Here is a 25,595-nt window from a genome sequence, read left to right on the forward strand (position 1 = left end):
GCGGCATTTTTGTTTGCAACGATCGGAGATCACAGCAATTGTCGTCGATACGCGCAGCCGCCAAGCGTCACGAGCACGTCCACCGTGTTCAAACAGCGGAATGCGGATCCTCACTGTAGAGATGGACAGGGTAGCCTGGCCCGATGACGTCAGGCACCCGATCGAACCAGGCCGTAAGCGCCGGATAATCGGCGAGATCGAAGCCGCAATCCGCCGCCTTATGGGCATAGGCGTAAACGGCTATGTCCGCGATCGAAAATTCGCCACCGACCAGAAATGGCGTGTTCTTCAGCCCGCGCTCAAGCGCCGCGAGGGCGCGAAGGCCGGCCGAGCGCTTGGCCTCCGCCATAACGGCATTGAGCTCGAGCCGTCCCGTCAGCGTCCAGAAGCGCAGCGTGCCGATGACCGGTTCGACATGATACTGTTCGAAGAACAGCCATTGCATGACCTTGGCGTGCAGATAGCGATCCGCCGGAAGAAACCGCGTGCCTTCGGCCACATAGGTGAGAATAGCGTTCGATTCCGCTATCGTTCGCCCATCCTCCAGTTCGAGAACGGGGATGCCGCCTGCCGGATTGAGATCGAGAAAGGCGTCCGTGCGCCCCTCACCCTCGAAGATGGACACCAGGCGAGTCTGGTAGGGAATATCGAGCAATCCGAACAGAACCCTGGCCTTCCAGCCATTCTGCGACGGCAAATAATCGTGAAGTGTGAGCATAAAATCCTCCTCCGATAGACCCTGGATTCTACATACCGACCGAACCGTCGCCACCCGTTTCCTGCGCCGGCGGCATGGTGCGGCGACTCCAAGCCCACTGCGCCTCATGGTTGCTTTCCGGCGAGATTGATCAGCAACCCTCCATTTCGGTAAAGCCACTTTTACGTGTCGCAAGAACCGATTCTTAACTCTCCTCTGCCAAGACTAACGCGAGTTTGGGATCATACTTAAAGTATTGCGTATCGATCATGGCGGTCTTTCAAACAGCGGAAAGAATGTTGCCGTCCGCTTTGCGGGCCGCCCTATCCCCGTATCTGCGCAAGATTAGCATCCTCCTTGCCGGTCAGGACGAGAAAGCTGCGTCGCAGCGCATGGCGCTGATCGCCTTCACGATCCGCGTTGCAGGCGCCGCGCTCGCCTTTCTCTCGCAGATCATTCTTGCTCGCCTGATGGGCCGGTTCGAATACGGCATTTTTGTCTTCGTCTGGGTGTTGATGATCCTGTTCGGCAATCTTGCCTGCCTCGGCTTCCCGACGGCCATCATCCGCCTCCTGCCGCAGTATGACGCCAGCGCCAATTACAATGCCATTCGCGGTCTGAACATGACGGCACGCCTGTTCGTGGTTGCTCTCTCGGGCACGCTGGCGCTGATTGGAGCGCTCCTGCTTTTTGCCTTTCGCGGCATGATCGAGCACTATTACGTCGTGCCGGTTTTCCTCGGCCTGATTGCCGTGCCGATGATTGCGCTTGGAGACGTTCTGGACGGTACGGCCCGTGCCAAGCACTGGCCGGTCATGGCGCTCAGCCCGACCTTCCTCATCCGCCCGACGCTGATCCTGCTCTTCATGGTGGCCGCGATCCTCGCCGGCGCACCGCGTGATGCCGTCACCGCTATGGCCGCAGCTCTCGCCGGCGCTTTCACCAGTGTCCTGCTGCAATATCTCGCAGTGACGCTCCGTCTGCGCCGCCATTATCCACGCGGCCCGAAAACCACTGAACTCCGCGCCTGGACAGCCGTCGCCCTGCCGATCTTCCTGGTCGAAGGCGTGGGCTACCTGCTCACCAATTCTGATGTCATCGTCGTCGGCATTTTCCTCGATCCGGATGAAGTCGCCGTCTATTTCGCAGCGGCAAAAACGATGGCCCTGGTGCTCTTCGTCTCCTTCGCTGTCAGGGCGGCCATCGGCCCGCGCTTTGCCGCCATTCTTGCTGAAGGCGACCGGAGCAAGCTCGCAGCCTTTGCCACGGAGGCCACACGCTGGTCCTTCTTTCCAGCACTTGCCCTCGGCCTCGTGGTGCTGGCGGCGGGGCAGCTCCTGCTTTCGCTGTTCGGCGCCGCCTTCACGGAGGGGCAGATTGTGATGGCGATCCTGCTTGCCGGCATTCTTGCGAGAGCGCTCGTCGGCCCTGCCGAAGTGCTCCTGACCATGGCGGACAAGCAGATGCTCTGCGTCTATCTCTATGCCGTGGCGCTCGTTGCCAATGTCGGCCTGAACGTTGCGCTCATCCCGCATCTCGGCATCGAAGGAGCGGCGATTGCCGGCGCCACTGCCATGGCGATCGAGGCCTTGCTCCTGCACGTGGCCGTCCGCCGCGCGCTTGGCATCAAACTATTCGCCCTCCTCCGACGCTCGTCGGCGTCATCGGCAACGAGGGTCTTCTGATCATGGCACGTCCCCCCTACACCGAAACCACCGACAGCCAAGTGAACGCCCTGACCCATACGCTCGCAGCACTGCATTTCGAAACGCCGAAAGCGGAGGCCCGGGTCGAGGTTGGCCGCGCCGGCCGCGAACTCTGCCTCTATCCCGGCAAGCTCGGCTACGAGCTGCAGGACGAGCTGGACTTCCTGTCCAATCGCGCCATGGAGCCGAACGTCTTCTTCTCGGGCCGCTTCCTGGCGCCCGCCATGCCGCGCCTTGAGGATCGGCAGGTGCGTCTGGCGCTGATGCGCGATATCAACAGCACGCGCAGCCGCATGCGTCTGCTGATGCCCTTCACGGTCGACAAGCCGGGCTTCGCCATCGGCCCGTCGATCATCCGCGTCTGGTCGAACTCCTTCGGCCCGCTCGGCACGCCCCTGCTAGACGCCGAGGATGCCGGCGAAACGCTCGACAACCTCTTCGAGGCACTCTCCCGCCCGGAGCTGCATCTCCCGACCACGCTCGTATTGCCGGATGTCCGGCTCAACGGCCGTTTCGTCCAAATGGCCAAGGTCATTGCGATCGGCCGAAATCTGCCGATCGCCATCGCCAACCCCTTCCAACGCCCGATGCTCCAGAGCAATGACGACGCGCTCGCCTATCTCAGGCGAACGATTTCCAACGCGCACTTGCGCGAAATGCGCCGCCAATGGCGACTTTTGGAAAACCACGGCGAGATCAGCTACAACGTCGCCCGTCAGCCCCGCGATATTCACGGGCGCATGGAAGAATTCCTGGCGCTGGAGGCAAGCGGCTGGAAGGGCAAGAAGCGCTCGGCGCTCGTCACCGATCGCCATCATGCCGCCTTTGCCCGCGAAGCGATTTCCAACCTTGCCGCCATCGACGCGGTGCGCATTCACTCAATAGATCTTGACGGCAAGGCCGTCGCCTCGATGATCGTGCTGATCATGGGCGGCGAGGCCTATACGTGGAAGACGGCCTTTGACGAAGCCTATGCCCGCTATTCGCCGGGCAAGCTCTTGATGGGCGAACTGACGGAATGGCATCTCGACGACGCCAACGTCGTCCGCTCCGATTCCTGCGCCGTGCCCGATCATCCGATCATGAGCCGCTTCTGGCACGAACGCGAGGACATGGGCACGCTCATCATCGGCCTGACCCCGAACGGCGACCGCGACGTGCGTCAGGTGACCACGCAGCTGCACATGTATCGCAGCACCCGCAACATGGCGAAGCTGCTGCGCGAAAAGATCCTGTCGCTTACGAAGCGCTAGAACCGGGAGTTTCAGCGATCGCCCGCTCGCGCAGCAGGCGACGGATCACCTTGCCGGAGGTCGTCAGCGGCAAAGCGTCGACGAATTCGATCTCGCGCGGATATTCGTGCATGGAAAGTCGCGTCTTCACCCATTCGCGGATTTCGACCGCCAATACCTCGCTCGGCTCGCGACCGGGCACGAGGACGACATAGGCCTTGACGATTTCCGTTCGCACCACATCCGGCTTTCCCACCGCCGCAGCAAGCTGCACGGCCGGATGGCCGCCGAGGCAATCCTCGATCTCGCTCGGCCCGATACGATACCCCGACGAGGTGATGACGTCGTCGTCGCGGCCGACGAAGGAAATATAGCCATCCGCATCCTGCCGGCCGATATCGCCCGTCAGCAGCCAGTCATTGGCAAATTTCGCCTCCGTTGCCGCCTCGTTCTGCCAGTAGCCGAGGAACATCACCGGATCGGGCCGCTTGATGGCAATTTGCCCGCTCTCGCCTACGGGAACCTCGATACCCTCGGCATCGACGATCGCGACGCGATGGCCAGGAACAGGCTTGCCGGTTGCGCCTGCACGGCTGACGCCAAAGGCTTCACTGGAAGAAAGCACGAAATTGCATTCCGTCTGGCCGAAGAACTCGTTGACGCTGACACCAAGCGCGGAGCGCGCCCATTCGAAGGTTTCGCGGCCGAGCGCCTCGCCGGCCGAACCGATGGTGCGCAGCTTGAGATCGTATTGCGCCCGCGGACTGTCGACGGCCTTCAGCAGCCGCAACGCCGTTGGCGGGATGAAGGCATTGCGCACCTCCATCTCGGCCATGATGCGGAAGGCCATGTGCGGATCGAATTTCTGCGCCGGCGAGGAAACGACGGGAACGCCAAGCATCAGGCTCGGCAACAGAGCATTCAGGAGGCCACCGGCCCAGGCCCAGTCCGACGGCGTCCAGAGCCGGTCGCCGGCCTGCGGAAAGCCTTCATGGGCGAATTGCATGCCCGGAATATGCCCCGGCAACACGCGATGGCCATGGAGCGCACCCTTGGGCGGCCCGGTCGTGCCCGAAGTGAAGATCATTAAGGCCGGATCGTCCGGACCAGTATCCGCCACCTCGAACAGCGGCGGGTGCGCGGCCTCCAGATCGGCAAAGCCTGCAACGCCCTCCTCAGCACCGTCGATGCTGATCACCTGCGCGAGTTCCGGCAGCCGGTCCCGGATCGGATGCAGCCGCTCGAGACCGAACCGATTGGTGACGATTGCCGACGCACCTGATGTCTTCAGCCGGTATTCCAGCGCCTCGGCGCCGAACAGCAAGGCCAGCGGCAGGGCGATCGCCCCCATCTTGTAGATCGCCACATGCGCCACGACCGTTTCGAAACCCTGCGGCAAAAGCAGCGCCACCCGATCTCCCGCCTGTACGCCGAGTGAAACAAGCGCATTGGCAAAGGAAGCGGAACGATCCCGCAACTCACCGTAGCTCATCGAAAAGTGATTGCCGTCAGGATTGAAATGCTGAAGGCAGATCCGATCGGGCTCCTGCTCGGCCCAGGCATCGCAAACAGCATGTCCCATGTTGAATCTCGCCGGAATTTCCCAACGAAAGTCGCGATAGAGGGCTTCATAAGTATCAAGTGGGGGCAGTTTCATGCGCAGTTCCAGAAAATTGTGCAGTGCAGCTAACACCTGTCGCCTCTGGGGTTCAAGGAAACATTTGAAATTGCCATCTTCTCTGCCGGACGAATTGCCTTATTTATTGAAGAATACTTTGAAGCTCTTCACCAACTGATGCGTCGTCCGGCGACGATCTTGCCCGCCGATTTGCTTTCGCGACGCACATATTCCACCGCTCTTCCGGCGGTGGTCCTCATTGCGCCGAATAATCGAATGGACGGAGAATAACGATGGAATACGTAAAGCTCGGCAGGACCGGTCTTGAAGTCTCACGCATCTGCCTGGGTTGCATGACCTATGGCGACCCCAACAAGGGCACGCATGCATGGTCGCTGAAAGAGGACGAGAGTCGCCCGCTACTGCGGCAGGCGATCGAAGCCGGCATCAACTTCCTTGATACGGCCAACACCTACTCCAATGGTTCCTCGGAGGAGATCGTCGGCCGCGCCATCAAGGATTTCGCCAAGCGCGACGATATCGTGCTTGCCACCAAGGTCTTCAACCGCATGCGCCCCGGCCCGAATGGCGCCGGCCTGTCGCGCAAGGCGATCTTCGACGAGATCGACAACAGCCTGCGCCGCCTCGGCACCGACTATGTCGATCTCTATCAGATCCACCGCTGGGACTATACGACGCCGATCGAGGAAACGCTGGAAGCGCTTCATGATGTCGTCAAGGCCGGCAAGGCCCGCTATATCGGCGCTTCCTCCATGTATGCCTGGCAATTCGCCAAGGCGATTTATACCTCTCGCCTCAATGGCTGGACGGAGTTCGTCAGCATGCAGGACCACCTGAACCTGCTCTACCGCGAGGAAGAGCGCGAGATGCTGCCCTTCTGCGAGGATCAGAAGATCGCCGTCATCCCCTGGAGCCCGCTCGCCCGCGGCCGGCTTACCCGCGATTGGGACGAAGCAACGGCCCGCACCGAGTCCGACGAATTCGGCAAGACGCTCTACACCCAGGCGCTCGAAGCCGACCGCAAGATCGTCGATGCCGTCGGAACGATCGCCAAGGCCCGCGGCATCCCGCGCGCGCAGGTGGCAACCGCCTGGATCCTGCAGAAGAGCGTCGTCACCGCCCCGATCATCGGCGCCTCCAAACCCGGCCACATCACCGATGCCGTCGCTTCCCTGGAGGTCAAATTGACGCCGGAGGAAATCGAGACGCTGGAAAGCCCCTACGTCCCGCATGGGGTTGCCGGGTTTAAGTGATCGGGGATTTTGCGGCTGATCAGGTTACGCTGGTGATGCCGCACCTGCTTGCCTGGCCCCTCACCCCAACCCTCTCCCCGTTTTGACGGGGAGAGGGGGTTTCCTGCCCAATCCAAGTTCCCTCCCTACGGTGACCGCCAGTGTTTCGCTCGATCGTCCCCTCTCCCCGCGAGCGGGGAGAGGGCTAGGGTGAGGGGCGGTCCCAAGCCCTGAAGCCGATTGACCACGCGGCAAATCGCGCAAAAGTGACTTCACGAACAGGTCATAGTTGGGGCTTAACAAATCGAGGTTCCCTACCCCCGAGGATGACAGCCCATGATCACAGTTCCCTTCGAGGCGCGGCGCTTTCAGTCGACCGCGACCTATTATCTGCGCTATCGCATCCCCTATCCGGACAGGCTGATTACCCGCGTCGCGGAGCGCAGTGGCCTCAAGCCCGGCGACCATGTGCTCGATCTCGGCTGCGGTCCGGGCCAGCTCGGCATCGCCTTCGCGCGGCTGCAGGGTGCCGCCGTCACCGCCATGGACCCGGAGCCGGAAATGCTCGCTGAAGCCGCACTTGGCGCGAAGGCGGCTGGCGTCGATATCAACATCCGGCAGGGCTCCTCCTACGATCTCGGCCCCGATCTCGGCAAGTTGCACCTCTGCGTCATGGGCCGCTCGTTCCATTGGATGGACAGGCCGGCCACGCTCGAGGCGCTGGACAGGCTGATCGAGCCGGGCGGCGCCGTCGTGCTCTTCCACGATAAAGGCATTCTGGCGGAGCCGAACTGGCGCGGTATCCTTGAGCCGCTGATGGAAACCTATTCGCCTGAGCGCAGCGCGGAGCGGCAGATGCGCCGGAGCAAGGAATGGGCGCCGCATGAGGCCATGCTGCTCGCCTCCCCCTTCCGCAATCTCGAACGCATCGGCATCCTCTCGGAATACATCAGAGATATCGAAGAGATCGTCGGCCGCATCTTCTCGATGTCGTCGACCTCGCCACAGGCGTTGGGCGACAAGGCAGCCGATTTCGAGGCGGCTCTGCGCGCCGAGCTGCTGGCGGTCGCGCCCGACGGCAAGTTCAGGGAACTCGTCGAGGCGAACGGGCTGCTCGCCTTCCGGGACTAGAGCATTTCCGCTTTTCTTCGAATCGCGAAAGCGCTCCATCTTCTTGTTTTTACGCAGTTCCAGACGCAAAACCGCTTCGCACTTTTGCTGGAACTGCTCCAGATCAGCTGTTTTCGTTACTCGGCAGCGGCGAAAGCTCCTGCCGGGTCGCCGACAGGAATTCCTGCGACAGCTCAGCGCTATCCATTGCGCGCGCCAGGATGACGGCGCCGACCATGGCCGAGAGGCTGGCAAAGGCCCTGCGCCGGCGATCCTCGGCGGTTTCGCCGGGAACGATCTCTTCCAGCACCTCGACCAGCCCCATCAGGCCGCCGGTGAAGGTGGACTGCATCTCGGGGCCATGGCGGCTGACCTCCTGGGTCAGCGCCGCGAAGACGCAGCCGGTCGCATGCTCCACCACGTTGCGGTGCGAGAGATAATGGGCAAGCAGCGCTTCCAGCGGCTGTTCGGGCGAGCTTGCCGCCACTTGCTTCCAGCGCTCCAGCGAACGCGCCACCAACGCCTTGCTCGCCTCGCAGGCAAGCTCGTCCTTCGAATCGAAATGGCCGTAGAAACCGCCATGCGTCAGCCCGGCCGCCTTCATGATCTCGGCGACGCCGATGCCGTCGAAACCCTTTTCGCGAAAGAGCTCGCCCGCCACGGCAAGGATCTTCTCGCGATTCTCGGCGAATTTCTCCCGGCTCACTCTCATCAAAAAACTCCATCAGAGCATCAAGAAAACTGTATTGACAATTTATATGATGGCCATCATCAATACGCAACAAATATGATAGCAATCATGTAAATGCCTTTGCACAAACGTTCAAGCCTGGAGAACGGCAGGACACTAGACGTGGTACGGTACCCCGACTGTCCGCGATCTGGTGTTTTCGCAAGTCCGGCCTGACGGCACGATACCCAACCTGATTGGAACGCAGCTCATGGTTTCCACTACCCTTGCCTCGACGCTCGCCCGGCGCAACATCCATTACGGATGGGTCGTCGTCGCCGCCACCTTCCTCACCATGCTGGTCACGGCCGGCGCCATGGGCGCGCCCGGCGTGCTCATCAAGCCGCTGGAAGACGAGTTCGGCTGGAGCACCTCCTCGATTTCGTCCGCACTTGCCGTCCGGTTGGTGCTGTTCGGCCTCATGGGTCCTTTTGCCGCCGCCTTCATGAACCATTTCGGCGTGCGCAAGGTCATCGTCTTCGCGCTGGGCACCATATGCATCGGCTTCATCGGCTCGCTCTATATGACCGAAGTCTGGCAGCTGCTGCTATGCTGGGGCATCATCATCGGCTTCGGCACCGGCCTCACCGCCATGGTGCTGGCGGCGACCGTATCGACGCGCTGGTTCACCAAGCATCGCGGCCTCGTCATCGGCATGCTTTCGGCAAGCTCAGCCACAGGACAGCTGGTCTTCCTGCCGCTGATGGCGGAGCTGACGACGCGCTATGGCTGGCGCACCACGGTGCTCTTCGTCTGCGGCATGATCGTCGTTGCCGCCTTCATCGTGCTGCTTCTGATGCGCGACCGTCCCTCGGACGTCAATCTGCCGCTGGTCGGCGAGGTCCACATCACGCCCCCGCCGGCGGCCACCAGGAACCTGAAGGCAGCACTCGCCTCGCCGATCGCGATCCTGCGGGAGGTATCCACCACCTCGACCTTCTGGATCCTGTTCGCCACCTTCTTCATCTGCGGCCTGTCCACCAACGGCCTGATCCAGACGCATTTCGTCACCCTCTGCGGCGATTTCGGCATCGTGCCGGTCGCGGCCGCCAGCGTGCTCGCCGTCATGGGCATCTTCGATTTCTTCGGCACGATCGGCTCCGGCTGGCTCTCCGACCGTTTCGACAATCGCTGGCTGCTCTTCTGGTATTACGGCCTACGCGGCCTGTCGCTCGTCTATCTGCCCTTCAGCGATTTCACCTTCTACGGCCTGTCGATCTTCGCCGTCTTCTATGGCCTTGACTGGATCGCCACCGTGCCACCGACCGTCAAGATCGCCGCCGACCGCTTTGGCCGCGAAAAGGCCGGCCTCGTCTTCGGCTGGGTCTTCGCCGGCCACCAGCTGGGCGCCGCCACCGCCGCCTATGGCGCTGGCCTTACCCGAACCGAACTCAACACCTACCTGCCCGCCTTCTTCGTTGCCGGCGCCTTCTGCCTGCTCGCCGCAATCCTGGCAATCACCCTGCAAAAGTCCGGCTCGACCACCAAGGGCCCGGCCATGGCTCACTGAGCCTCAAACAGCAAAAGGCCCATGGCGTCCACCAACGCCATGGGCCAAACCGCAACCCTGCGGAAACACTCGCAATATCTGCCGACCCCGCTTGCGCGGCCCGCCGCTCACATGCTAGACAGCCGCCTCGTCAGTACCCCGTTGCCCCATTGGCGGAATTGGTAGACGCGCTCGACTCAAAATCGAGTTTCGAAAGAAGTGCTGGTTCGACTCCGGCATGGGGCACCAATAATATCTATCTCACTATAAACTTGACGCCAAAGAACAACGTGCAATTGTATTGCAATCGATTCTTGGAAATTTCTATATAGAGATGGATGATAAATGCAGATCGAACTGAGCTCGACGACGCTTTCAATACAAACCCTATATCGAATGTTCAGGGATGGCGATTTTTACGTCGACCGAAGATATCAGCGGAAATTAGTATGGACTCTTGAAGAGAAGCAAAAGCTCGTCGACAGCATATTGAAAGACTTTCCGGTTCCTCTAGTCTTGCTTGCGAAGCGCCCCTCTGAGGACGCAACATACGACATTATCGATGGACTGCAACGACTCCACACGATTTTCTCATTCATCGAGAACGCGTTTCGCACGACAGAAGGCCGTCTTTACGACATGCGTCAGCTGCCACGCGCAGCTCAAGCAGCAAAAGATGACGAAAGAGAAATTGTAGAGGATGATAAAGTTCTTCTGCCCCCTACAGAGTGCGCCGTCTTCTCGGAATACGTATTGCCGGTAACGATTGTCGAAAGAGCAGATTCTGAATCTATTATTCAAATCTTTGAACGCATCAACTCTTATGGCAGACGGCTAAGTGAACAAGAGCAACGACAAGCAGGCCTCACCTCCCGTTTCTCCCAGCTGGTTAGGGCACTAAGCTGTGAGATTCGCGGCGATGTGTCGGAAGACAATGTTCCGCTCTCAGTAATGCCCGAGATTAGTGTCCAAGGTGTCAAGACTGTTCATGGCTATGGTATTAGCGCTGAAAATACCTTCTGGTCTAAGCAAGGCGTTTTGCATTTTAGCAGCTTGAGAGATAGCCTCGACGAGCAGATGATAGCGGATATTCTGGCCTGTATTTTAAACAAGGAACCGGTGCAACGCTCCCGATTGTCTTTGGATCGCATCTATGATCCAAGCTCTAAAGAATATGCCCGCATGGAGGCACTTCTTTCTAAATACGGTGAGGACGATATCAAGCGCGACTTCCTTACGGTATTCGACCGAATTCAAATTGCCTGCGAGAACATTGACCATGGAACACTACAGTCAATTGTGTCAAAGGGGCAGCATCATAACGAGATTTCAACGATATTCGCTGCCTTATTCCTTGCCTTCTACGAGCTTATAATAGTGCGGGGCATGGACGTTCATGATTACAAAGCTCTCGTCACAGCGCTGTCTGATCTACAGGTGACGACTCAGCGCAAAGCAATCGAGCCGGCAAAGCGGCGGGCAAATATCAATTCAATTAAGGGGTCTGTTCAGGATGCTTTCGCCGAAGATGATGTGCGGGACATCCCTCTCGGAAAGCCGCTCGTCTATACATTTGAGAACTCGTTGCGCAGGTCACGCATCGAGCTACCTCATTACGAATTTAAGCAGGGTCTTCTATCGCTAGATTCTCAACGAAACTTTAGCGAAAACACTCTGGATGATATTGTTCGCACCATTTGCGGAATGGCCAATATTGCTCCCCATCGAGACTCCTACATATACGTCGGCGTGTGCGACAAAATTGCGGATGCGAAGCGAGTCCAGAAGCTGGATGGAATTGATCCGGTGGTTTTTGAGGGGCGATATATCGTCGGCATAGAGCGGGAAGCTAAACTACTCGACTTGAGCCTCGATTCTTATGTGATGAAAATTAAAGACAAAATCAATACCTCTGCACTATCAGATCATCTCCGAAATGACATGCTGTCTAAACTAGACTGCTTCGTCTATCATAATTTAGATGTTCTTCGCATTGTTGTACCGGGCCAATCTCGCATGACGTTTTTGGGGGATGAATGCTTTGACCGTCATCTTTCTTCGACGGTGAAAGTTTCGATTCAGTCAGTTCCGGACGTCGCTCGACGATTTTAGCGGCGTTTTCTTTAGATCGTTTAAATAGAGAATACGGCAGAACTCCGCTTTACAAGTCGATTTCGGTTGTCGTTTCTGCTTGGAAACACCAACGTCGACTTGTTGTTCTTTATCCGGTTGGGCGTTCAAATTGCGCCTATTTTTATCCAAAGCCTCTGAACTTTTTCGATGCCGCTCTTAGCTAGCCGGGACAACTCAGCGCTAGGATCCTTTAGTTGAACATTGGACATTGAAGATAGTCCCACTCCCTCCCATCACGAAAAATTTTGCCTTTCCGCCACTTCCGTCAGTCCCCGACCATTTACAGCCATAATCCTGCCCCCTAAAGGTTTGCAACGCAGCAAAAAGGGGCCCTCATGCTTCGTAAACTTTACGACTGGACCATGTCACTCGCCGGCCGCAAATCGGCGGAAATCTGGTTGGCGGTGATCGCCTTCGTCGAGAGCTCCATCTTTCTCGTGCCGGCCGACGTGCTTTTCCTGCCGATGTCGCTTGCCAAGCCCGAGCGCGCCTGGCGCTATGCGCTGACGGCGACGGTTGCCTCCGTGCTTGGCGGCATAGCCGGCTGGGCGCTCGGCTATTATGCCTTCGAGACCATTGCCAAGCCGATCCTCGAATTCTACGGCAAGCTTGACGCCTTCAACCAGATGAGCGCCGGCGTCACCTATGAATGGATCCTGCTCCTGCTGGTCACATCGGGCCTGGCGCATCTGCCGCCGATCAAGGTGGTGACCATCCTCTCCGGCGTCGCGCATATCGATCTCGGCCTGTTCATCGTCTCCGCCATCGTCGCCCGTGGCGCCCGCTTCTTCTTCCTGGCCTTCCTTTTGCGCCGCTATGGCGAATCCATCCGCCATTTCATCGAGAAGCGCCTCGGCCAGATCACCATGATCGCCGCCGCCGTTCTCATCGCCCTCTATGCCGTCTTCCACTTTGCCCTGGCGAGCTGACCAAGGAGCCCCCAACGCATGTCCACGACTTCGCCTTCCTCCCGCGCCGGCCTCGGCTATGGCGCCCTGCTGACGATCGGCATGATCGTCGTCATCGGCTCGGCACTCGGCTTTCAGTATATTGGCGGCTATATCCCCTGCGCGCTCTGCCTGGAGCAGCGCCAACCCTATTACTACGGCATCCCCGTCGCCATCATCGCCGTACTGACGGCAGTTGCCGGCCTGCCCTCCTGGATCACCCGCGGGCTCCTCATCATCGCCGGCCTGATGATGTTGGTCGGCGGCGGCATCGGCGTCTATCACGCCGGCGTTGAATGGCATTTCTGGGAAGGCCCGACCACCTGCTCGACGACAGCAAGCAGCGTCACGCAGAATGCCGGCGACCTGCTCGGCCAGCTGAACACCATCAAGGGTCCCTCCTGCACGGAAGCAGCGCTGCGCATCCTCGGCCTGTCGATGGCCGGCTGGAATGTGGTCGCCAGCGTGATCCTGGCTGCTATTGCTTTTGTGGGTGCTAAGAAGGCTGCTTGAATCTTTGGGCGAGCGGCCGTGATCTCTCGTATGCCGCGGCTCGGATACCCCCCTCTGTCGCTGTCGCGACATCTCCCCCACAAGGGGGGAGATTGGTGGGAGTATGCCGCGCCTCTGCTAAAGACGGATGAACCCAGCGACAGCAGACGCGATGTCAGTTTAGGTCGAAAAAGTGCTGCAAGTGACCAATCTCCCCCCTTGTGGGGGAGATGTCCCGAAAGGGACAGAGGGGGGTGCCGCACTCTCCTCGAGCACAATCGCCACTACGACCCCTACGGCTGCAGTTCCGAATCCCAGTAGAGATAGTCGAGCCAGCTGTCGTGCAGATAGTTCGGCGGGAACAGGCGGCCGTTGTTGTGCAGGTCCTGCACGGTCGGCTGGTATGGTTTCTGCGCCGGGAACATGCCGGCCTGCTTTGGCAGCTTGCTGCCTTTGCGCAGATTGCACGGCGAACAGGCGGCCACGACGTTCTCCCAGGTCGTCTCGCCGCCATGGGCGCGCGGGATGACGTGGTCGAAGGTCAGGTCGTCATGGGAGCCGCAATACTGGCATTCGAACTTGTCGCGCAGGAAGACGTTGAAGCGGGTAAAGGCGGGATTGCGGGACGGCTGCACATATGTCTTCAGGCACACGACGCTCGGCAGCCGCATCGAGAAGCTCGGTGAGGACACGCACTGATCGTATTCTGCGATGATGTTCACACGGTCAAGAAAAACCGCCTTGATCGCGTCCTGCCAGGACCAGAGCGACAAGGGATAGTAACTCAGCGGTCTGTAGTCAGCGTTCAGCACGAGCGCCGGCAAGGACTGCGGGGAAACTGCAATCGTCAAGGAACCCTCCTGATCGATTCGGCATCTGCACCTGTATATTAGGCCGGTTGTTACAGGATTGTGAAGTCCAATAAATTCAGTGCATAAAGGCAATTTCAGGGAGACGGCCGATTAAACTACAGGCAGCGCATCCCGGCGTGTTTTCACGGCATAATAGGCCCAGAAGAGCCGGGCAGCGACCGAGCGCCAGGGCGCCCAAACCGCGGCTTCCCGGGCAATTGCCTTGGCCAAGGGCCTGACTTCATGGCCGAAAGCCATGCCGACGGCCGCCTGCAGCGCCACGTCGCCGGCCGGAAACACATCTGCGTGACCGCCGCAGAACATCAGATAGACTTCCGCCGTCCAAGGGCCGATTCCCTTGATCGATATCAGCTCGGCGAGCGCCTTTTCAGGTGATTCGGCGCTGAGCGCATAAAGATCGAGGCTGCCGCCGGCAACGGCATCCGCCACGCGATGGAGCGTTTCGTGCTTGATTCGCGACAAGCCGAAGCTTCGCCATGCCTCCGGCTCCAGTCGCACATAGCCTTCAGCAGTCACCTGCCCCATCCCCGCAATCATCTTCCCCCAGATCGCATCGGCGCTGGCGCGCGAGACGACCTGCGAGACGATGATATGGGCAAGCCCCTCGAAGCCGGGCTCGCGCAGGCGCAGCGGCAAGGTGCCCGCCTCTGCGGCAACGGGCCGCAGCCGCGGATCGAGTTCCAGCAGGGCAGCAAGCCCTCGTTCGATATCGCGCTCATCGCGAATGATCTGCATGACGTCTCGTAGTCCCAGGTTAAAATTCGTGGCAGAAGAAAGCATGATCGAGATTCCCCGTCAAAAGCCGAAATTCCGTTTTGCCCCGAGCCCGAACGGCACGCTGCATCTCGGCCATGCGCTATCGGCCATCCTCAATCACGACATGGCGGCGGAAGCCGGCGGCGATTTCCTGCTGCGCATCGAAGACATAGATCAGGCGCGCTGCACACCCGATTTCGAAGAGGGCATCTATAGAGATCTTTCCTGGCTCGGCCTCAGCTGGCAGCAGCCGGCGCGCCGGCAGTCCGAGCACTTTCCGGCCTATCAGCAGGCCCTGCAGACACTCATCGCACGCGGCCTCGTTTATCCCGCCTTCCTGACCCGCGGCGAGGTCAAATCGCGCGTCGCCGCTTTCGAGGCGGATGGCAAATCATGGCCGCGCGACCCGGACGGCACGCCGCTCTATCCCATGGACGATCGCGAGCGCAGCGATGCCGAGCGGCAAGGCCTGCTGGCATCGGGCATGAAACATGCCTGGCGTCTCGACATGGAGAGGGCATTGGCGGCTGCGGACCAACCATTGCACTGGCAGGAGAGCGGCGACGGCGAAACGGGCACAATCCCCGCCGATCCCGCCGCCTGGGGCGATGTCGTGCTATCGCGTTCCGATGCGCCCTCGAGCTACCATCTCTCGGTCGTCGTCGACGATGCCGTGCAGGGCATCACCCATGTCGTGCGCGGGCTCGACCTCTTCCACGCTACCTCGATCCACCGCCTGCTGCAGACGCTGCTCGGCCTGCCGGAGCCGCTCTATCATCATCACCGCCTCGTTCTCGGAGAGGACGGCAAAAAACTCTCCAAGAGCATGGGCGATACCGGCATTGCCGAATGGCGCCGGCGGGGCCTCTCACCGGCGGAGCTTCGCCGCCGCATCGGCCTCTGATCCGGCCCCTGGTTCGGCCGGCGGTTCAGAGGGCATCCTTTCCGCAGCTACTTCGGCGGCCGCGCGGCTCGCCACCTTGCCGAACAGCAGCCGCCGCACGCGGAATTTCATCAGCGCCGCATTGACCTCCGCCCCCATGATGAAGATCACGGCGAGCATATAGAGAAAAATCAGCACGATCATCACGGACGCCAGACCGGCATAGGTGGCGGTATAGTTGGCGAAGGTCGAGAGATAATAAGCAAAGAGCACTGCGCCGATCGACCAGAAGACCAGCGTCAGGATCACGCCGGGGATCACGTCGAACACCCGCCTGCGCCCGGCCGCCAGCCACAGATGCAGAATCATCAGGCCCGCCAGCAGCAGAAAGATCGTGCCGTAGATCCGCCAGCTGAAGACGATGTCAAGGATATCGGCGAGCTTGGGCAGCCACTGCCTGGTGTAATTGAGCGCGAGCGGCACGGCGACGAGTAGGATGCTGAGGATGGCGAAGATCAGCACCGCGATCAGCACATAGCCGAGGCTGGCGAGACGGTTGAAATACCACGGCCGTGTCTCAGGCACGCGATAGGCGCGGTTCAGCGATATGCGCAGCGCCTCAACGCCGTTCGACGCGAAATAGGCGGCCGCAAGCACGGAAATCGTCAAAAGCCCGCCGCGCGGAATGGTCAGCACCTGCACGACCTGGTCGGCGAGCGGCTTGGCGATCGCCTCCGGCCAGGTATCGAAAATCAGGTGTACAGCGGTCGATGAAAACTGGCTGGCGCCGAGAAAGCTCGCGAGCGCCGTGCCGAAGATCAGGAAGGGAAAAACCGCCAGCAGCGTCGACAGTGCCACATGGCTTGCCATGGCAAACCCGTCATCCTCGACGAAATGGAACACTGCGTCGTAGATCACCTTGTAAATCGTCCGCAGGGCTGTCGGCATTCCATCTCCGCTCGGCGTCGGCATTCATCCCGGCCGATACCGCCGGTTGTCGATTGTATCGGGTTCCTGAATATGGGAAACGAGTTTCGGTTTGTACAGGAATCATCTTCCCATGACGGAACAACGCACGATACTCGTCACTGGTTGCTCCTCCGGCATCGGCGCTTATTGCGCGCGGGCACTGAAGGCCGACGGATGGCGCGTATTTGCAACCGCGCGTAAACAGGAAGATCTCGCTTCGCTCGAAGCCGACGGCATCGAAGCGCTGCTCCTTGACTACACAAAGGCCGAGACCATTTCCGCGACGGTGGCGACACTACGCGAGCGCACAGGCGACCGCATCGATGCCCTCTTCAACAATGGCGCCTACGGGCAGCCGGGCGCCGTCGAGGACCTGACGACGGATGTGCTGCGCGAACAGTTCGAAACCAACCTCTTCGGCTGGCACGAGCTGACGCGCCAGATCCTGCCGCTAATGCGCAAACAGGGCCACGGCCGCATCGTCAATTGCTCCTCCATTCTGGGACTCGTCCCCTACCGTTTCCGCGGCGCCTACACGGCCTCGAAATTTGCGCTGGAAGGGCTGACGATCACGCTCAGAATGGAACTGCAGGACAGCGGCATCCATGTCAGCCTCATCGAGCCCGGCCCGATCGCGACGAAGTTTACCGCCAATGCACTCGCCAAGATCAACGAGCATATCGACCTCGAAGGCTCGCCCCATGCGGTGGAATACCGCAGGCAGCTCAGGCGGCTTGATGGATCAGGCCCGATCAGTAAACATAAATTAGGCCCGGAAGCGGTCTATGATGTGCTAAAATCGGCTTTGAACGTTAGAAATCCGCGCCCGCACTATCTGGTAACGACACCGGCCAAGCAGGGCGTGCTGTTGAAAAGGCTATTGCCGGCTAACCTTTTCTATCGTCTGATGCGCCGGCTGGACTAGAGCAATCCCACGAAAGGGCAAAGCGCCTTTTCCGCTTGAGAGTGCTTAAATGAAGACAAGGATGGAGGAGCCATGTCTACCGTTACTTACGTTGCCGCCATCATTGTCATGGGACTTGTCGCGATCGTTCTCATTCGCGGCCTGCTGAACATGATGAAAGGCGACAACCCGAACCTTTCGAACCGGCTGATGCAGCTGCGTGTGCTGCTGCAGGCAGTAGCGGTGATCCTGATCATGCTGACGCTCTGGCTGACCGGCGGCGGCCGCCCGGCCTAGAGCCGGATGATTTTAGGTCTGTTCGACCTAAAATCTGAATCCGCTCACACTTTTCGGCATCATGCTCGAAAGCTATTCTGGGAAAAGTGCGAAGCGGCTTTCCGTCCGGAATTAAGTAAAACAAAGGGTTAGAGCATTTCGCGATCCCAAGAAAAGCGAAAGGCTCTAACCACGGGAACACGATGGTCAAGCTCAACAAGATCTATACCAAGACCGGCGACGATGGCACGACGGGCCTTGCCGCAGGTCCCAGGCGGCTCAAACACGATCTGCGCGTCGAAAGTTATGGCACTGTCGACGAAACCAATTCCGCCATCGGCGTCGCCCGGCTGCACATGTCAGACATGCCCGAGATCGACACGATGCTGATGCGCATCCAGAACGATCTCTTCGATCTGGGCGCCGATCTTTCGACGCCCGAAACGGACGAGCCCCTACCCTATGAACCCTTGCGCATCACCGACCATCAGGTCGAAGGCCTGGAACATGATATCGATTTGCTCAATGCCGATCTCGAGCCGCTGAAATCCTTCGTTCTGCCGGCCGGAAACGCCGCATCTGCGCATCTGCACCTCGCCCGCACCATTGCCAGACGTGCCGAGCGACTGATGGTGGCACTGTCGCGTGAGCAAGGCGAACGCGTCAGCCCGGCGGCGCTGAAATACGTCAACCGGCTCTCCGATTTGCTTTTCGTTGCGGCGCGCTATGCGAATGATAAGGGTCGAGGCGATGTGCTCTGGGTTCCCGGCAAGAATCGATAGCGGCACATGCCAATCACCAGGGCGCACATATTGACGTTGACGTAAACGTTATTTATGCCTTTCAAGCAATTCGTCTCTCGGCGGCCTGGAAGCGTTGTAATTGGGAAAAAAACGCGTATCCATGTCGCCATTCGACAAATGGAATGGCGCTGAACAGCGCATGTTCTCGGGCGGTCATGTTGAAGGAAGGATTCCATGAAGATTCTCGTCCCCGTCAAGCGGGTTGTTGACTACAACGTCAAGATTCGCGTGAAGCCGGATGGTTCCGGCGTTGAGCTTTCGAACGTGAAGATGTCGATGAACCCGTTCGACGAGATCTCGGTCGAAGAGGCGCTGCGTCTGAAGGAAGCCGGCAAGGCCGAGGAAGTGGTGGTCGTATCCATCGGACCTGCCAAGGCTGAGGAAACGCTGCGCACGGCGCTCGCCATGGGTGCGGATCGCGCCATCCTGGTCGAGACCGACGATGCCGTCGAGCCGCTCGCCGTCGCCAAGATCCTGAAGGGCGTGGCCGAAGCCGAACAGCCCGGCCTCATCATCGTCGGTAAGCAGGCGATCGATGACGACTCGAACCAGACCGGCCAGATGCTGGCGGCGCTCCTCGGTACGGCCCAGGCAACCTTCGCCTCGAAGATCGAGATCGGTGAGGGAAGCGCCAAGGTGACCCGCGAAGTCGATGGCGGCCTGCAGACCATCGAGGTCAAGCTGCCGGCGGTCGTCACGTCAGACCTGCGCCTGAACGAACCGCGCTACGCTTCGCTGCCGAACATCATGAAGGCCAAGAAGAAGCCGCTCGACAAGAAGAGCCCAGCCGATTTCGGCGTCTCGACGGAGCCGCGCCTGAAGGTGCTGAAGACCGAAGAGCCCGGCGGCCGTAAGGCAGGCGTCAAGGTGGCCTCGGTTGCCGAGTTGGTCGAGAAACTCAAGACCGAAGCCGGCGTGCTTTAACCCAGTCCGAACGAGGAGTTAGACATCATGGCCATTCTTCTTCTGGCTGATCACGACAATGCCCACCTCTCCGACCAGACCGCCAAGGCGCTGACTGCGGCCGCAAAGATTGGTGGCGACATTCACGTACTGGTCGCCGGTGCTGGTGCCCAGGCTGCGGCCGAGCAGGCCGCCAAGCTTGCCGGCGTCTCCAAGGTGCTGGTTGCCGAGGATGCAAGCCTTGCCAACAATCTCGCAGAACCGCTGGCGGCGCTGATCGTATCACTTTCCGGCTCCTACGACGTGATCATCGGCGCCGCGACCTCGGTCGGCAAGAACGTGCTGCCACGCGTTGCCGCCCTGCTTGACGTCGCCCAGGTCTCGGAGATCATCGAAGTCGTTTCCGCCGATACCTTCAAGCGGCCGATCTATGCCGGCAATGCCATCCAGACGGTGCAGTCGACGGACGCCAAGAAGGTGATCACCGTGCGCACGGCTTCCTTCGCTTCCGCTGCCGAAGGCGGCTCGGCTGCGATCGAGACCGTCTCTGCCGCTGCCGATCCGGCGCTGTCCACCTTCGTCGGCGATGCGCTGTCGAGCTCGGATCGTCCGGAGCTGACCTCGGCCAAGATCATCATCTCGGGCGGCCGCGCACTCGGCTCTGCGGAGAAGTTCCGCGAAGTCATCCTGCCGGTTGCCGACAAGCTCGGCGCTGCCGTCGGCGCGTCCCGCGCTGCCGTCGATGCCGGCTACGCGCCGAACGATTGGCAGGTCGGCCAGACCGGCAAGGTCGTCGCACCGCAGCTCTATATCGCCTGCGGCATCTCCGGCGCCATCCAGCACCTGGCCGGCATGAAGGATTCGAAGGTCATCGTCGCCATCAACAAGGACGAGGAAGCCCCGATCTTCCAGATCGCCGACTACGGCCTCGTCGCCGACCTCTTCGAAGCGCTGCCGGAACTCCAGAAGGCGCTTTGATCGCGCCCACCGGCCTTCTCGCAGTTGCGAGAGACTGGAAAATCGTCTCTTATAGGTCTATCAATCTTTGCCGGGCTAGAAATGGCCCGGCAAATTTGAGTTAAAAGCATAGCGCATCGCCAGGAGCGCGCCGGGGAGTTGGCAATGAGTTCGCTGAAGACGATCGGTATTATCGGCGCGGGCCAGATGGGCTGCGGCATTGCCCATGTGTCCGCCATGGCCGGCTACAAGGTTCATATCTATGATCTCGCGCAGGACCGCATCGAAAGCGGGCTAGCCACCATCAACGGCAACCTCGCCCGCCAGGTCGCATCCGGCAAGACGACCGACGAGGAACGCAAGGCAGCGCTTGCCCGCATCACCGGCTCTGCCGATCTCAACGATCTCGCCCAGGTCGATCTCGCCATTGAGGCTGCGACGGAAGACGAAAGCGTCAAGCGCAAGATCTATGCGCAGGTGTGTCCGGTGCTGAAGCCCGAAGCGCTGCTCGCGACGAATACCTCGTCGCTGTCGATCACCCGCCTTGCCTCCGCCACCGACCGTCCCGAGCGCTTCATGGGCATCCACTTCATGAATCCGGTTCCGGTCATGAAGCTGGTGGAACTGGTGCGCGGCATCGCCACGGACGAATCGACCTTCTCCACCGCCAAGGACTATGTTTCCTCGCTGGAAAAGACGATCACCGTCGCCGAGGATTTCCCCGCCTTCATCGTCAATCGCATTCTGCTGCCGATGATCAACGAGGCGATCTACACGCTCTATGAAGGCGTCGGCACCGTCGATGCCATCGACACCGCCATGCGGCTGGGCGCCAACCATCCGATGGGCCCGCTGCAGCTTGCCGATTTCATCGGCCTCGACACCTGCCTTTCGATCATGCAGGTGCTGCATGATGGGCTCGCCGACTCCAAGTATCGCCCCTGCCCGCTGCTGGTGAAATATGTCGAAGCCGGTTGGCTCGGCCGCAAATCGGGCCGCGGCTTCTATGACTACCGCGGCGAAACGCCCGTTCCGACTCGATAAAACACCTTCTCCCCGAGGGGAGAAGGAGAAAATTAAATCCCCGCAGCCGCCTTCACCAGGTTCTTGGCATCCTCGCTGTCCCAGGCGGCCGGTCCGTTCATCGCCGACAGCAGGCAGCCCTTGTCGTCAATCAATAGCGTCACCGGCAAACCAAAGGCCAGCCCCTGCTTCTTCAATACGTTGAACACGCCCATGGTGTTGTCGCGGTAGTAGCCGAGCTTGTCGATCGCATATTCCGTGCGGAAGGCTTTGGTCTTTTCATCGTCGCCAGTATCGATGTTGACGGCGACCACTTCGAACTTGTTGCTGCCGACGCTCTTCTCGAGCGCATTCAGTGCCGGCATTTCCTCGCGGCACGGCACGCACCATGTCGCCCAGACATTGAGCAGCACGGTCTTGCCGGCGAAACTGCTGATCGACAGCGGTTGCCCTTCAGCCCCCTTGAAGGAGACACCCTGAAGCGAGATCGGCGCCGGCGGCACGCTCATGGCGGCGACCTGGCCCTTGGTGAAAGGCGTCAGGGCAGCGGCGCGATCCCTCGCAGTCCCGCATTGATCGGCCGAGGCCGTTTCACCAATGCCATTGCCATACCCCGCCTCCTTCACGTATACCGCTGCCGCACCGGCAATAACCCCGGCGACGGCGGCAAGCATAACAAGTTTCATGGACGGCAGACCGAACGGCTTCTTTGCTGTCATTACATTCTCCAGGTGGGCATCTCATGACTGACGGCACGGACACCAAATCCTCCAACCAGATGTGGGGCGGGCGTTTCGCTTCCGGCCCCGCGGCAATCATGGAGGAGATAAATGCCTCGATCGATTTCGACAAGAAGCTGTTTGCCCAAGACATCCGCGGCTCAATCGCGCATGCGAGCATGCTCGCCAATCAAGGCATCATTTCAACCGAGGATAAAGACAAGATCGTTCACGGGTTGAACACGATCCTGTCAGAGATCGAAAGCGGCAATTTCGAATTCTCACGCCGCCTCGAAGACATCCATATGAATGTAGAGGCGCGGCTTGCGACCTTGATCGGCCCGGCCGCCGGCCGTCTGCACACCGCCCGTTCGCGCAACGACCAGGTGGCGCTCGATTTCCGCCTCTGGGTAAAGGAAGAGCTGCAGAAATGCGAGCAGGCGCTGACCGAGCTGATCTCTGCCTTCCTCGACCGTGCCGAGGAACATGCCGACAGCGTCATGCCGGGCTTTACGCATCTGCAAACGGCGCAGCCCGTCACCTTCGGCCATCACTGCATGGCCTATGTCGAAATGTTCGGCCGCGACCGCTCGCGCGTGCGCCACGCCATCGAGCACATGGACGAATCGCCGATCGGCGCCGCTGCCCTTGCCGGCACCGGCTTCCCGATCGATCGCCACATGACAGCCAAGGCGCTCGGCTTCCGCGAGCCGACCCGCAACTCGATCGACACCGTCTCCGACCGCGATTTTGCCCTGGAATTCCTGTCGATTGCAGCGATCGCCGGCATGCATCTATCGCGCCTTGCCGAAGAGATCGTCATCTGGTCCACGCCGCAATTCGGCTTCGTGCGCCTCTCCGATGCCTTTTCCACCGGCTCCTCCATCATGCCGCAGAAGAAGAATCCGGATGCCGCCGAACTCGTGCGCGCCAAGACCGGCCGCATCAACGGCTCGCTGGTGGCGCTGCTGACGATCATGAAGGGCCTGCCGCTCGCCTATTCCAAGGACATGCAGGAAGACAAGGAACAGGTCTTCGACGCTGCCGAAAGCCTGGAACTCGCCATTGCCGCCATGACCGGCATGATGCGCGACATGACGATCAACACCGCCCGCATGAAGGCCGCCGCCGGATCCGGCTATTCCACCGCCACCGATCTCGCCGATTGGCTGGTGCGCGAAGCCGGCCTGCCGTTCCGCGATGCCCACCATGTGACGGGCCGCGCCGTGGCGCTTGCCGAAAGCAAATCCTGCGAGCTGGCAGAACTGTCGCTTGCCGACCTGCAGGCGATCCACCCGGATATCACCGACAAGATCTTCGATGTCTTGACGGTCGAGGCCTCGGTCGCCAGCCGCAAGAGCTTCGGCGGCACGGCGCCTTCGGAAGTGCGCAAGCAGATCGCCTTCTGGCGCGCCCGCAACTGAGAAGACGCACTCAAACAATCAGGGTGCACAAGACGCGGAAACTTCGCTAAGAAGAGTGACTTTCGCGCTAGAGCCGGATGATTTCAGGTCGTTTCGACCTGAAATCATCCGGCTCTAAAATCAAAGAAGTAGAGCATGATGTCGTCCGAAAACCGCTTACACTTTTCGGCATCATGCTCTAGTCGCCCAAGAGGATTTCGATGCAGATCAACATGCCGCACATCATCCGCCTGACCGTCGTGCTTTCGGTCGTCGGCCTTGCCGTCGTCGGATGTGGCCGCAAAGGCCCTCTCGATCCTCCGAGTGCTCATGCGACCAAGGGCGGCGACGTCTCCAAGCCGACGAAGGAGCCGGGTACGGAGGACAAGAAGTTCTTCCTCGACCCGCTTCTCTAATTAGGCAACGACCGTGAACCATTTTGAGTATCGCGACGGCATCCTCTACGCCGAGGATGTTCCGGTTCCCGAGATCGCCAAGGCGGTCGGTACCCCCTTCTACGTCTATTCGACGGCAACGCTGGAGCGCCACTACCGCGTCTTCGTCGAAGCCTTCGGCGATGTCGACGCCATGGTTTGCTACGCCATGAAGGCCAATTCCAACCAGGCGGTGCTGAAGACGCTTGGCCGCCTCGGCGCCGGCGTCGATGTCGTCTCCGTTGGTGAGCTGCGCCGCGCACTGGCCGCAGGCATTCCCGCAAGCCGCATCATGTTCTCCGGCGTCGGCAAGACGGCGCAGGAAATGGACGCAGCGCTCGAAGCCGGCATCTACTGCTTCAACGTTGAATCCGAACCGGAACTGGAAGTGCTGAACCAGCGCGCCGTCCGCGCCGGCAAGGTGGCACCCGTCTCCTTCCGCATCAATCCCGATGTCGATGCGCGCACGCATGCGAAGATTTCGACCGGCAAGAAGGAAAACAAGTTCGGCATATCCTGGCAGCGCGCCCGTGCCGTCTATGAGCGCGCCGCCAGCCTGCCCGGTATCAATGCCACCGGCATCGACATGCACATTGGCAGCCAGATTACCGAGCTGCAGCCCTTCGACGATGCCTTCAAGCTGCTGCGCGACCTCGTGGAAACGCTGCGCGGCGATGGCCACGATATCCATCACGTCGATATCGGCGGCGGCCTCGGCATCCCCTATCGCGACGACAACAATCCGCCGCCGCTGCCTGACGCCTATGCCGAGATCGTCAAGAACCAGCTCCGCGGCCTCAATTGCCGGATCGTCACCGAGCCTGGCCGCCTGATCGTCGGCAACGCCGGCATTCTGGTGACGGAGGTCATCTATGTGAAGGATGGCGGCGACAAGAGCTTTGTCATCGTCGACGGCGCCATGAACGACCTCATCCGCCCGACGCTCTATGAGGCCTACCATGAGATCCGCCCGGTCGCGGTCGGCGATGCCAGTGCGCCGCGTATCAAGGCCGACGTCGTCGGCCCGGTCTGCGAGACCGGCGATTATCTGGCCCTCGACCGAGACATGGCGATGCCGAAGCCCGGCGATCTGCTGGCCGTCGGCTCGGCAGGTGCCTACGGCGCCGTGCAGGCCGGCACCTACAACAGTCGGCTACTGGTTCCCGAAGTGCTGGTCAAGGGCAATGAATTCCACGTCATCCGCCCCCGCGCGACCTATGAAGAGCTGATCGGCCTGGATTCGATCCCGGCCTGGCTTGAGGGATAATCGGCTTCAATCCGTGATT

Annotated in this window: 25 protein-coding genes and 1 tRNA gene; 19 read left to right on the forward strand and 7 right to left on the reverse strand. The window is 60.2% G+C overall.

The window, feature by feature from the left end; genetic code table 11:
• Nucleotides 1-88 precede the first annotated feature (88 nt).
• Nucleotides 89-718 (reverse strand): glutathione S-transferase family protein, encoded by a 630-nt coding sequence (locus RTCIAT899_RS16100; RefSeq protein WP_015341292.1) that lies wholly within the window; start codon nt 716-718, stop codon nt 89-91.
• A 248-nt stretch (nt 719-966) separates the two neighbouring features.
• On the opposite strand from RTCIAT899_RS16100, the gene RTCIAT899_RS16105 reads away from it, so the two are divergent.
• Both RTCIAT899_RS16105 and RTCIAT899_RS16110 read left to right on the forward strand, forming a co-directional pair.
• Complete coding sequence (locus RTCIAT899_RS16105) at nt 967-2,382, forward strand: oligosaccharide flippase family protein (protein WP_041677686.1); 1,416 nt, start codon at nt 967-969, stop codon at nt 2,380-2,382.
• 2 nt (nt 2,383-2,384) lie between these two features.
• Nucleotides 2,385-3,656 carry a GNAT family N-acetyltransferase gene (locus RTCIAT899_RS16110; RefSeq protein ID WP_015341294.1) on the forward strand — a complete coding sequence of 424 codons (1,272 nt, stop codon included), beginning with the start codon at nt 2,385-2,387 and terminating at the stop codon, nt 3,654-3,656.
• On the opposite strand, the gene RTCIAT899_RS16115 is transcribed toward RTCIAT899_RS16110, so the two are convergent.
• Nucleotides 3,643-5,292 (reverse strand): AMP-binding protein, encoded by a 1,650-nt coding sequence (locus tag RTCIAT899_RS16115; RefSeq protein ID WP_015341295.1) that lies wholly within the window; start codon nt 5,290-5,292, stop codon nt 3,643-3,645. The genes RTCIAT899_RS16110 and RTCIAT899_RS16115 overlap by 14 nt on opposite strands.
• A gap of 254 nt (nt 5,293-5,546) precedes the next feature.
• Here RTCIAT899_RS16115 and RTCIAT899_RS16120 point away from each other — a divergent pair, with 254 nt between their 5' ends.
• Nucleotides 5,547-6,527: an aldo/keto reductase gene (locus RTCIAT899_RS16120; protein WP_015341296.1), complete on the forward strand. Its 981-nt coding sequence runs from the start codon at nt 5,547-5,549 to the stop codon at nt 6,525-6,527.
• Nucleotides 6,528-6,842: 315 nt separating this feature from the next.
• Nucleotides 6,843-7,637 carry a class I SAM-dependent methyltransferase gene (locus RTCIAT899_RS16125; RefSeq protein WP_015341298.1) on the forward strand — a complete coding sequence of 265 codons (795 nt, stop codon included), beginning with the start codon at nt 6,843-6,845 and terminating at the stop codon, nt 7,635-7,637.
• A 103-nt stretch (nt 7,638-7,740) separates the two neighbouring features.
• Here RTCIAT899_RS16125 and RTCIAT899_RS16130 read toward each other — a convergent pair whose 3' ends face one another.
• On the reverse strand, nt 7,741-8,328 hold the full coding sequence (locus RTCIAT899_RS16130; RefSeq protein WP_015341299.1) for a TetR/AcrR family transcriptional regulator: 588 nt from the start codon (nt 8,326-8,328) through the stop codon (nt 7,741-7,743).
• Nucleotides 8,329-8,557: 229 nt separating this feature from the next.
• On the opposite strand from RTCIAT899_RS16130, the gene RTCIAT899_RS16135 reads away from it, so the two are divergent.
• The 5 genes from RTCIAT899_RS16135 to RTCIAT899_RS16155 all read left to right on the forward strand — a co-directional run bounded on the left by RTCIAT899_RS16135 (nt 8,558) and on the right by RTCIAT899_RS16155 (nt 13,428).
• Nucleotides 8,558-9,856 carry an MFS transporter gene (locus RTCIAT899_RS16135; protein ID WP_015341300.1) on the forward strand — a complete coding sequence of 433 codons (1,299 nt, stop codon included), beginning with the start codon at nt 8,558-8,560 and terminating at the stop codon, nt 9,854-9,856.
• 143 nt (nt 9,857-9,999) lie between these two features.
• Nucleotides 10,000-10,084: transfer RNA gene (locus RTCIAT899_RS16140), tRNA-Leu, on the forward strand.
• Between the two features lie 96 nt (nt 10,085-10,180).
• On the forward strand, nt 10,181-11,947 hold the full coding sequence (locus tag RTCIAT899_RS16145; protein WP_015341301.1) for a DUF262 domain-containing protein: 1,767 nt from the start codon (nt 10,181-10,183) through the stop codon (nt 11,945-11,947).
• Nucleotides 11,948-12,303: 356 nt separating this feature from the next.
• Entirely contained in the window at nt 12,304-12,897 is a 594-nt protein-coding gene (locus RTCIAT899_RS16150; RefSeq protein WP_015341302.1) for a YqaA family protein, read from the forward strand.
• Between the two features lie 18 nt (nt 12,898-12,915).
• Nucleotides 12,916-13,428: a disulfide bond formation protein B gene (locus RTCIAT899_RS16155; RefSeq protein WP_015341303.1), complete on the forward strand. Its 513-nt coding sequence runs from the start codon at nt 12,916-12,918 to the stop codon at nt 13,426-13,428.
• A gap of 272 nt (nt 13,429-13,700) precedes the next feature.
• Here the strand turns inward: RTCIAT899_RS16155 and RTCIAT899_RS16160 are convergent, their stop codons facing one another.
• Nucleotides 13,701-14,258 (reverse strand): HNH endonuclease, encoded by a 558-nt coding sequence (locus RTCIAT899_RS16160; protein ID WP_015341304.1) that lies wholly within the window; start codon nt 14,256-14,258, stop codon nt 13,701-13,703.
• Between the two features lie 111 nt (nt 14,259-14,369).
• Nucleotides 14,370-15,059 (reverse strand): DNA-3-methyladenine glycosylase family protein, encoded by a 690-nt coding sequence (locus RTCIAT899_RS16165; RefSeq protein WP_184461939.1) that lies wholly within the window; start codon nt 15,057-15,059, stop codon nt 14,370-14,372.
• Here RTCIAT899_RS16165 and gluQRS point away from each other — a divergent pair.
• Nucleotides 15,058-15,939 (forward strand): tRNA glutamyl-Q(34) synthetase GluQRS, encoded by an 882-nt coding sequence (gene gluQRS, locus RTCIAT899_RS16170; RefSeq protein WP_015341306.1) that lies wholly within the window; start codon nt 15,058-15,060, stop codon nt 15,937-15,939. The two genes, RTCIAT899_RS16165 and gluQRS, sit on opposite strands and share 2 nt — an antisense overlap.
• Here the strand turns inward: gluQRS and RTCIAT899_RS16175 are convergent.
• Nucleotides 15,904-16,866, reverse strand: a complete 963-nt coding sequence (locus RTCIAT899_RS16175; protein WP_015341307.1) for a YihY/virulence factor BrkB family protein — start codon at nt 16,864-16,866, stop codon at nt 15,904-15,906. The genes gluQRS and RTCIAT899_RS16175 overlap by 36 nt on opposite strands.
• Nucleotides 16,867-16,978: 112 nt before the next feature.
• Between RTCIAT899_RS16175 and RTCIAT899_RS16180 the strand changes: the two genes are divergently transcribed.
• From RTCIAT899_RS16180 to RTCIAT899_RS16205, 6 genes are all read left to right on the forward strand, one after another.
• Nucleotides 16,979-17,812, forward strand: coding sequence for an SDR family oxidoreductase (locus tag RTCIAT899_RS16180; protein ID WP_015341308.1), 834 nt, complete (start codon nt 16,979-16,981; stop codon nt 17,810-17,812).
• Nucleotides 17,813-17,884: 72 nt separating this feature from the next.
• Nucleotides 17,885-18,088, forward strand: coding sequence for a twin transmembrane helix small protein (locus tag RTCIAT899_RS16185; RefSeq protein WP_015341309.1), 204 nt, complete (start codon nt 17,885-17,887; stop codon nt 18,086-18,088).
• 182 nt (nt 18,089-18,270) lie between these two features.
• The gene (locus RTCIAT899_RS16190; protein WP_015341310.1) at nt 18,271-18,849 is read left to right on the forward strand and encodes a cob(I)yrinic acid a,c-diamide adenosyltransferase; all 579 of its coding nucleotides are present in this window, start codon (nt 18,271-18,273) and stop codon (nt 18,847-18,849) included.
• A 195-nt stretch (nt 18,850-19,044) separates the two neighbouring features.
• Nucleotides 19,045-19,794: an electron transfer flavoprotein subunit beta/FixA family protein gene (locus RTCIAT899_RS16195; RefSeq protein ID WP_015341311.1), complete on the forward strand. Its 750-nt coding sequence runs from the start codon at nt 19,045-19,047 to the stop codon at nt 19,792-19,794.
• Nucleotides 19,795-19,821: 27 nt separating this feature from the next.
• The gene (locus tag RTCIAT899_RS16200; RefSeq protein WP_015341312.1) at nt 19,822-20,751 is read left to right on the forward strand and encodes an electron transfer flavoprotein subunit alpha/FixB family protein; all 930 of its coding nucleotides are present in this window, start codon (nt 19,822-19,824) and stop codon (nt 20,749-20,751) included.
• 144 nt (nt 20,752-20,895) lie between these two features.
• Nucleotides 20,896-21,774 carry a 3-hydroxybutyryl-CoA dehydrogenase gene (locus RTCIAT899_RS16205; protein WP_015341313.1) on the forward strand — a complete coding sequence of 293 codons (879 nt, stop codon included), beginning with the start codon at nt 20,896-20,898 and terminating at the stop codon, nt 21,772-21,774.
• A gap of 32 nt (nt 21,775-21,806) precedes the next feature.
• Here RTCIAT899_RS16205 and tlpA read toward each other — a convergent pair whose 3' ends face one another.
• Complete coding sequence (tlpA, locus tag RTCIAT899_RS16210; protein WP_015341314.1) at nt 21,807-22,472, reverse strand: thiol:disulfide interchange protein TlpA; 666 nt, start codon at nt 22,470-22,472, stop codon at nt 21,807-21,809.
• Nucleotides 22,473-22,495: 23 nt separating this feature from the next.
• On the opposite strand from tlpA, the gene argH reads away from it, so the two are divergent.
• The 3 genes from argH (at nt 22,496) to lysA (ending at nt 25,576) form a co-directional block, all read left to right on the forward strand.
• A complete protein-coding gene (gene argH, locus RTCIAT899_RS16215) occupies nt 22,496-23,896 on the forward strand; it encodes an argininosuccinate lyase (protein ID WP_015341315.1) in 1,401 nt (466 codons plus the stop codon).
• Nucleotides 23,897-24,096: 200 nt separating this feature from the next.
• Nucleotides 24,097-24,291: an LPS translocon maturation chaperone LptM gene (lptM, locus tag RTCIAT899_RS16220; protein ID WP_015341316.1), complete on the forward strand. Its 195-nt coding sequence runs from the start codon at nt 24,097-24,099 to the stop codon at nt 24,289-24,291.
• A 13-nt stretch (nt 24,292-24,304) separates the two neighbouring features.
• Nucleotides 24,305-25,576 carry a diaminopimelate decarboxylase gene (gene lysA / locus RTCIAT899_RS16225; RefSeq protein WP_015341317.1) on the forward strand — a complete coding sequence of 424 codons (1,272 nt, stop codon included), beginning with the start codon at nt 24,305-24,307 and terminating at the stop codon, nt 25,574-25,576.
• Nucleotides 25,577-25,595 lie beyond the last annotated feature (19 nt).

Origin of the sequence: Rhizobium tropici CIAT 899 (assembly GCF_000330885.1) — a bacterium.
Classification (GTDB): Bacteria; Pseudomonadota; Alphaproteobacteria; order Rhizobiales; family Rhizobiaceae; genus Rhizobium; species Rhizobium tropici.

What these genes read in the sequence shown, in the direction of transcription:
- RTCIAT899_RS16100 (WP_015341292.1), bottom strand. Translation starts at nt 718, where the DNA reads ATGCTCACACTTCACGATTATTTGCCGTCGCAGAATGGCTGGAAGGCC.
- RTCIAT899_RS16105 (WP_041677686.1), top strand. Translation starts at nt 967, where the DNA reads ATGGCGGTCTTTCAAACAGCGGAAAGAATGTTGCCGTCCGCTTTGCGG.
- RTCIAT899_RS16110 (WP_015341294.1), top strand. Translation starts at nt 2,385, where the DNA reads ATGGCACGTCCCCCCTACACCGAAACCACCGACAGCCAAGTGAACGCC.
- RTCIAT899_RS16115 (WP_015341295.1), bottom strand. Translation starts at nt 5,292, where the DNA reads ATGAAACTGCCCCCACTTGATACTTATGAAGCCCTCTATCGCGACTTT.
- RTCIAT899_RS16120 (WP_015341296.1), top strand. Translation starts at nt 5,547, where the DNA reads ATGGAATACGTAAAGCTCGGCAGGACCGGTCTTGAAGTCTCACGCATC.
- RTCIAT899_RS16125 (WP_015341298.1), top strand. Translation starts at nt 6,843, where the DNA reads ATGATCACAGTTCCCTTCGAGGCGCGGCGCTTTCAGTCGACCGCGACC.
- RTCIAT899_RS16130 (WP_015341299.1), bottom strand. Translation starts at nt 8,328, where the DNA reads ATGAGAGTGAGCCGGGAGAAATTCGCCGAGAATCGCGAGAAGATCCTT.
- RTCIAT899_RS16135 (WP_015341300.1), top strand. Translation starts at nt 8,558, where the DNA reads ATGGTTTCCACTACCCTTGCCTCGACGCTCGCCCGGCGCAACATCCAT.
- RTCIAT899_RS16145 (WP_015341301.1), top strand. Translation starts at nt 10,181, where the DNA reads ATGCAGATCGAACTGAGCTCGACGACGCTTTCAATACAAACCCTATAT.
- RTCIAT899_RS16150 (WP_015341302.1), top strand. Translation starts at nt 12,304, where the DNA reads ATGCTTCGTAAACTTTACGACTGGACCATGTCACTCGCCGGCCGCAAA.
- RTCIAT899_RS16155 (WP_015341303.1), top strand. Translation starts at nt 12,916, where the DNA reads ATGTCCACGACTTCGCCTTCCTCCCGCGCCGGCCTCGGCTATGGCGCC.
- gluQRS (WP_015341306.1), top strand. Translation starts at nt 15,058, where the DNA reads ATGATCGAGATTCCCCGTCAAAAGCCGAAATTCCGTTTTGCCCCGAGC.
- RTCIAT899_RS16165 (WP_184461939.1), bottom strand. Translation starts at nt 15,059, where the DNA reads ATGCTTTCTTCTGCCACGAATTTTAACCTGGGACTACGAGACGTCATG.
- RTCIAT899_RS16175 (WP_015341307.1), bottom strand. Translation starts at nt 16,866, where the DNA reads ATGCCGACAGCCCTGCGGACGATTTACAAGGTGATCTACGACGCAGTG.
- RTCIAT899_RS16180 (WP_015341308.1), top strand. Translation starts at nt 16,979, where the DNA reads ATGACGGAACAACGCACGATACTCGTCACTGGTTGCTCCTCCGGCATC.
- RTCIAT899_RS16185 (WP_015341309.1), top strand. Translation starts at nt 17,885, where the DNA reads ATGTCTACCGTTACTTACGTTGCCGCCATCATTGTCATGGGACTTGTC.
- RTCIAT899_RS16190 (WP_015341310.1), top strand. Translation starts at nt 18,271, where the DNA reads ATGGTCAAGCTCAACAAGATCTATACCAAGACCGGCGACGATGGCACG.
- RTCIAT899_RS16195 (WP_015341311.1), top strand. Translation starts at nt 19,045, where the DNA reads ATGAAGATTCTCGTCCCCGTCAAGCGGGTTGTTGACTACAACGTCAAG.
- RTCIAT899_RS16200 (WP_015341312.1), top strand. Translation starts at nt 19,822, where the DNA reads ATGGCCATTCTTCTTCTGGCTGATCACGACAATGCCCACCTCTCCGAC.
- RTCIAT899_RS16205 (WP_015341313.1), top strand. Translation starts at nt 20,896, where the DNA reads ATGAGTTCGCTGAAGACGATCGGTATTATCGGCGCGGGCCAGATGGGC.
- tlpA (WP_015341314.1), bottom strand. Translation starts at nt 22,472, where the DNA reads ATGACAGCAAAGAAGCCGTTCGGTCTGCCGTCCATGAAACTTGTTATG.
- argH (WP_015341315.1), top strand. Translation starts at nt 22,496, where the DNA reads ATGACTGACGGCACGGACACCAAATCCTCCAACCAGATGTGGGGCGGG.
- lptM (WP_015341316.1), top strand. Translation starts at nt 24,097, where the DNA reads ATGCAGATCAACATGCCGCACATCATCCGCCTGACCGTCGTGCTTTCG.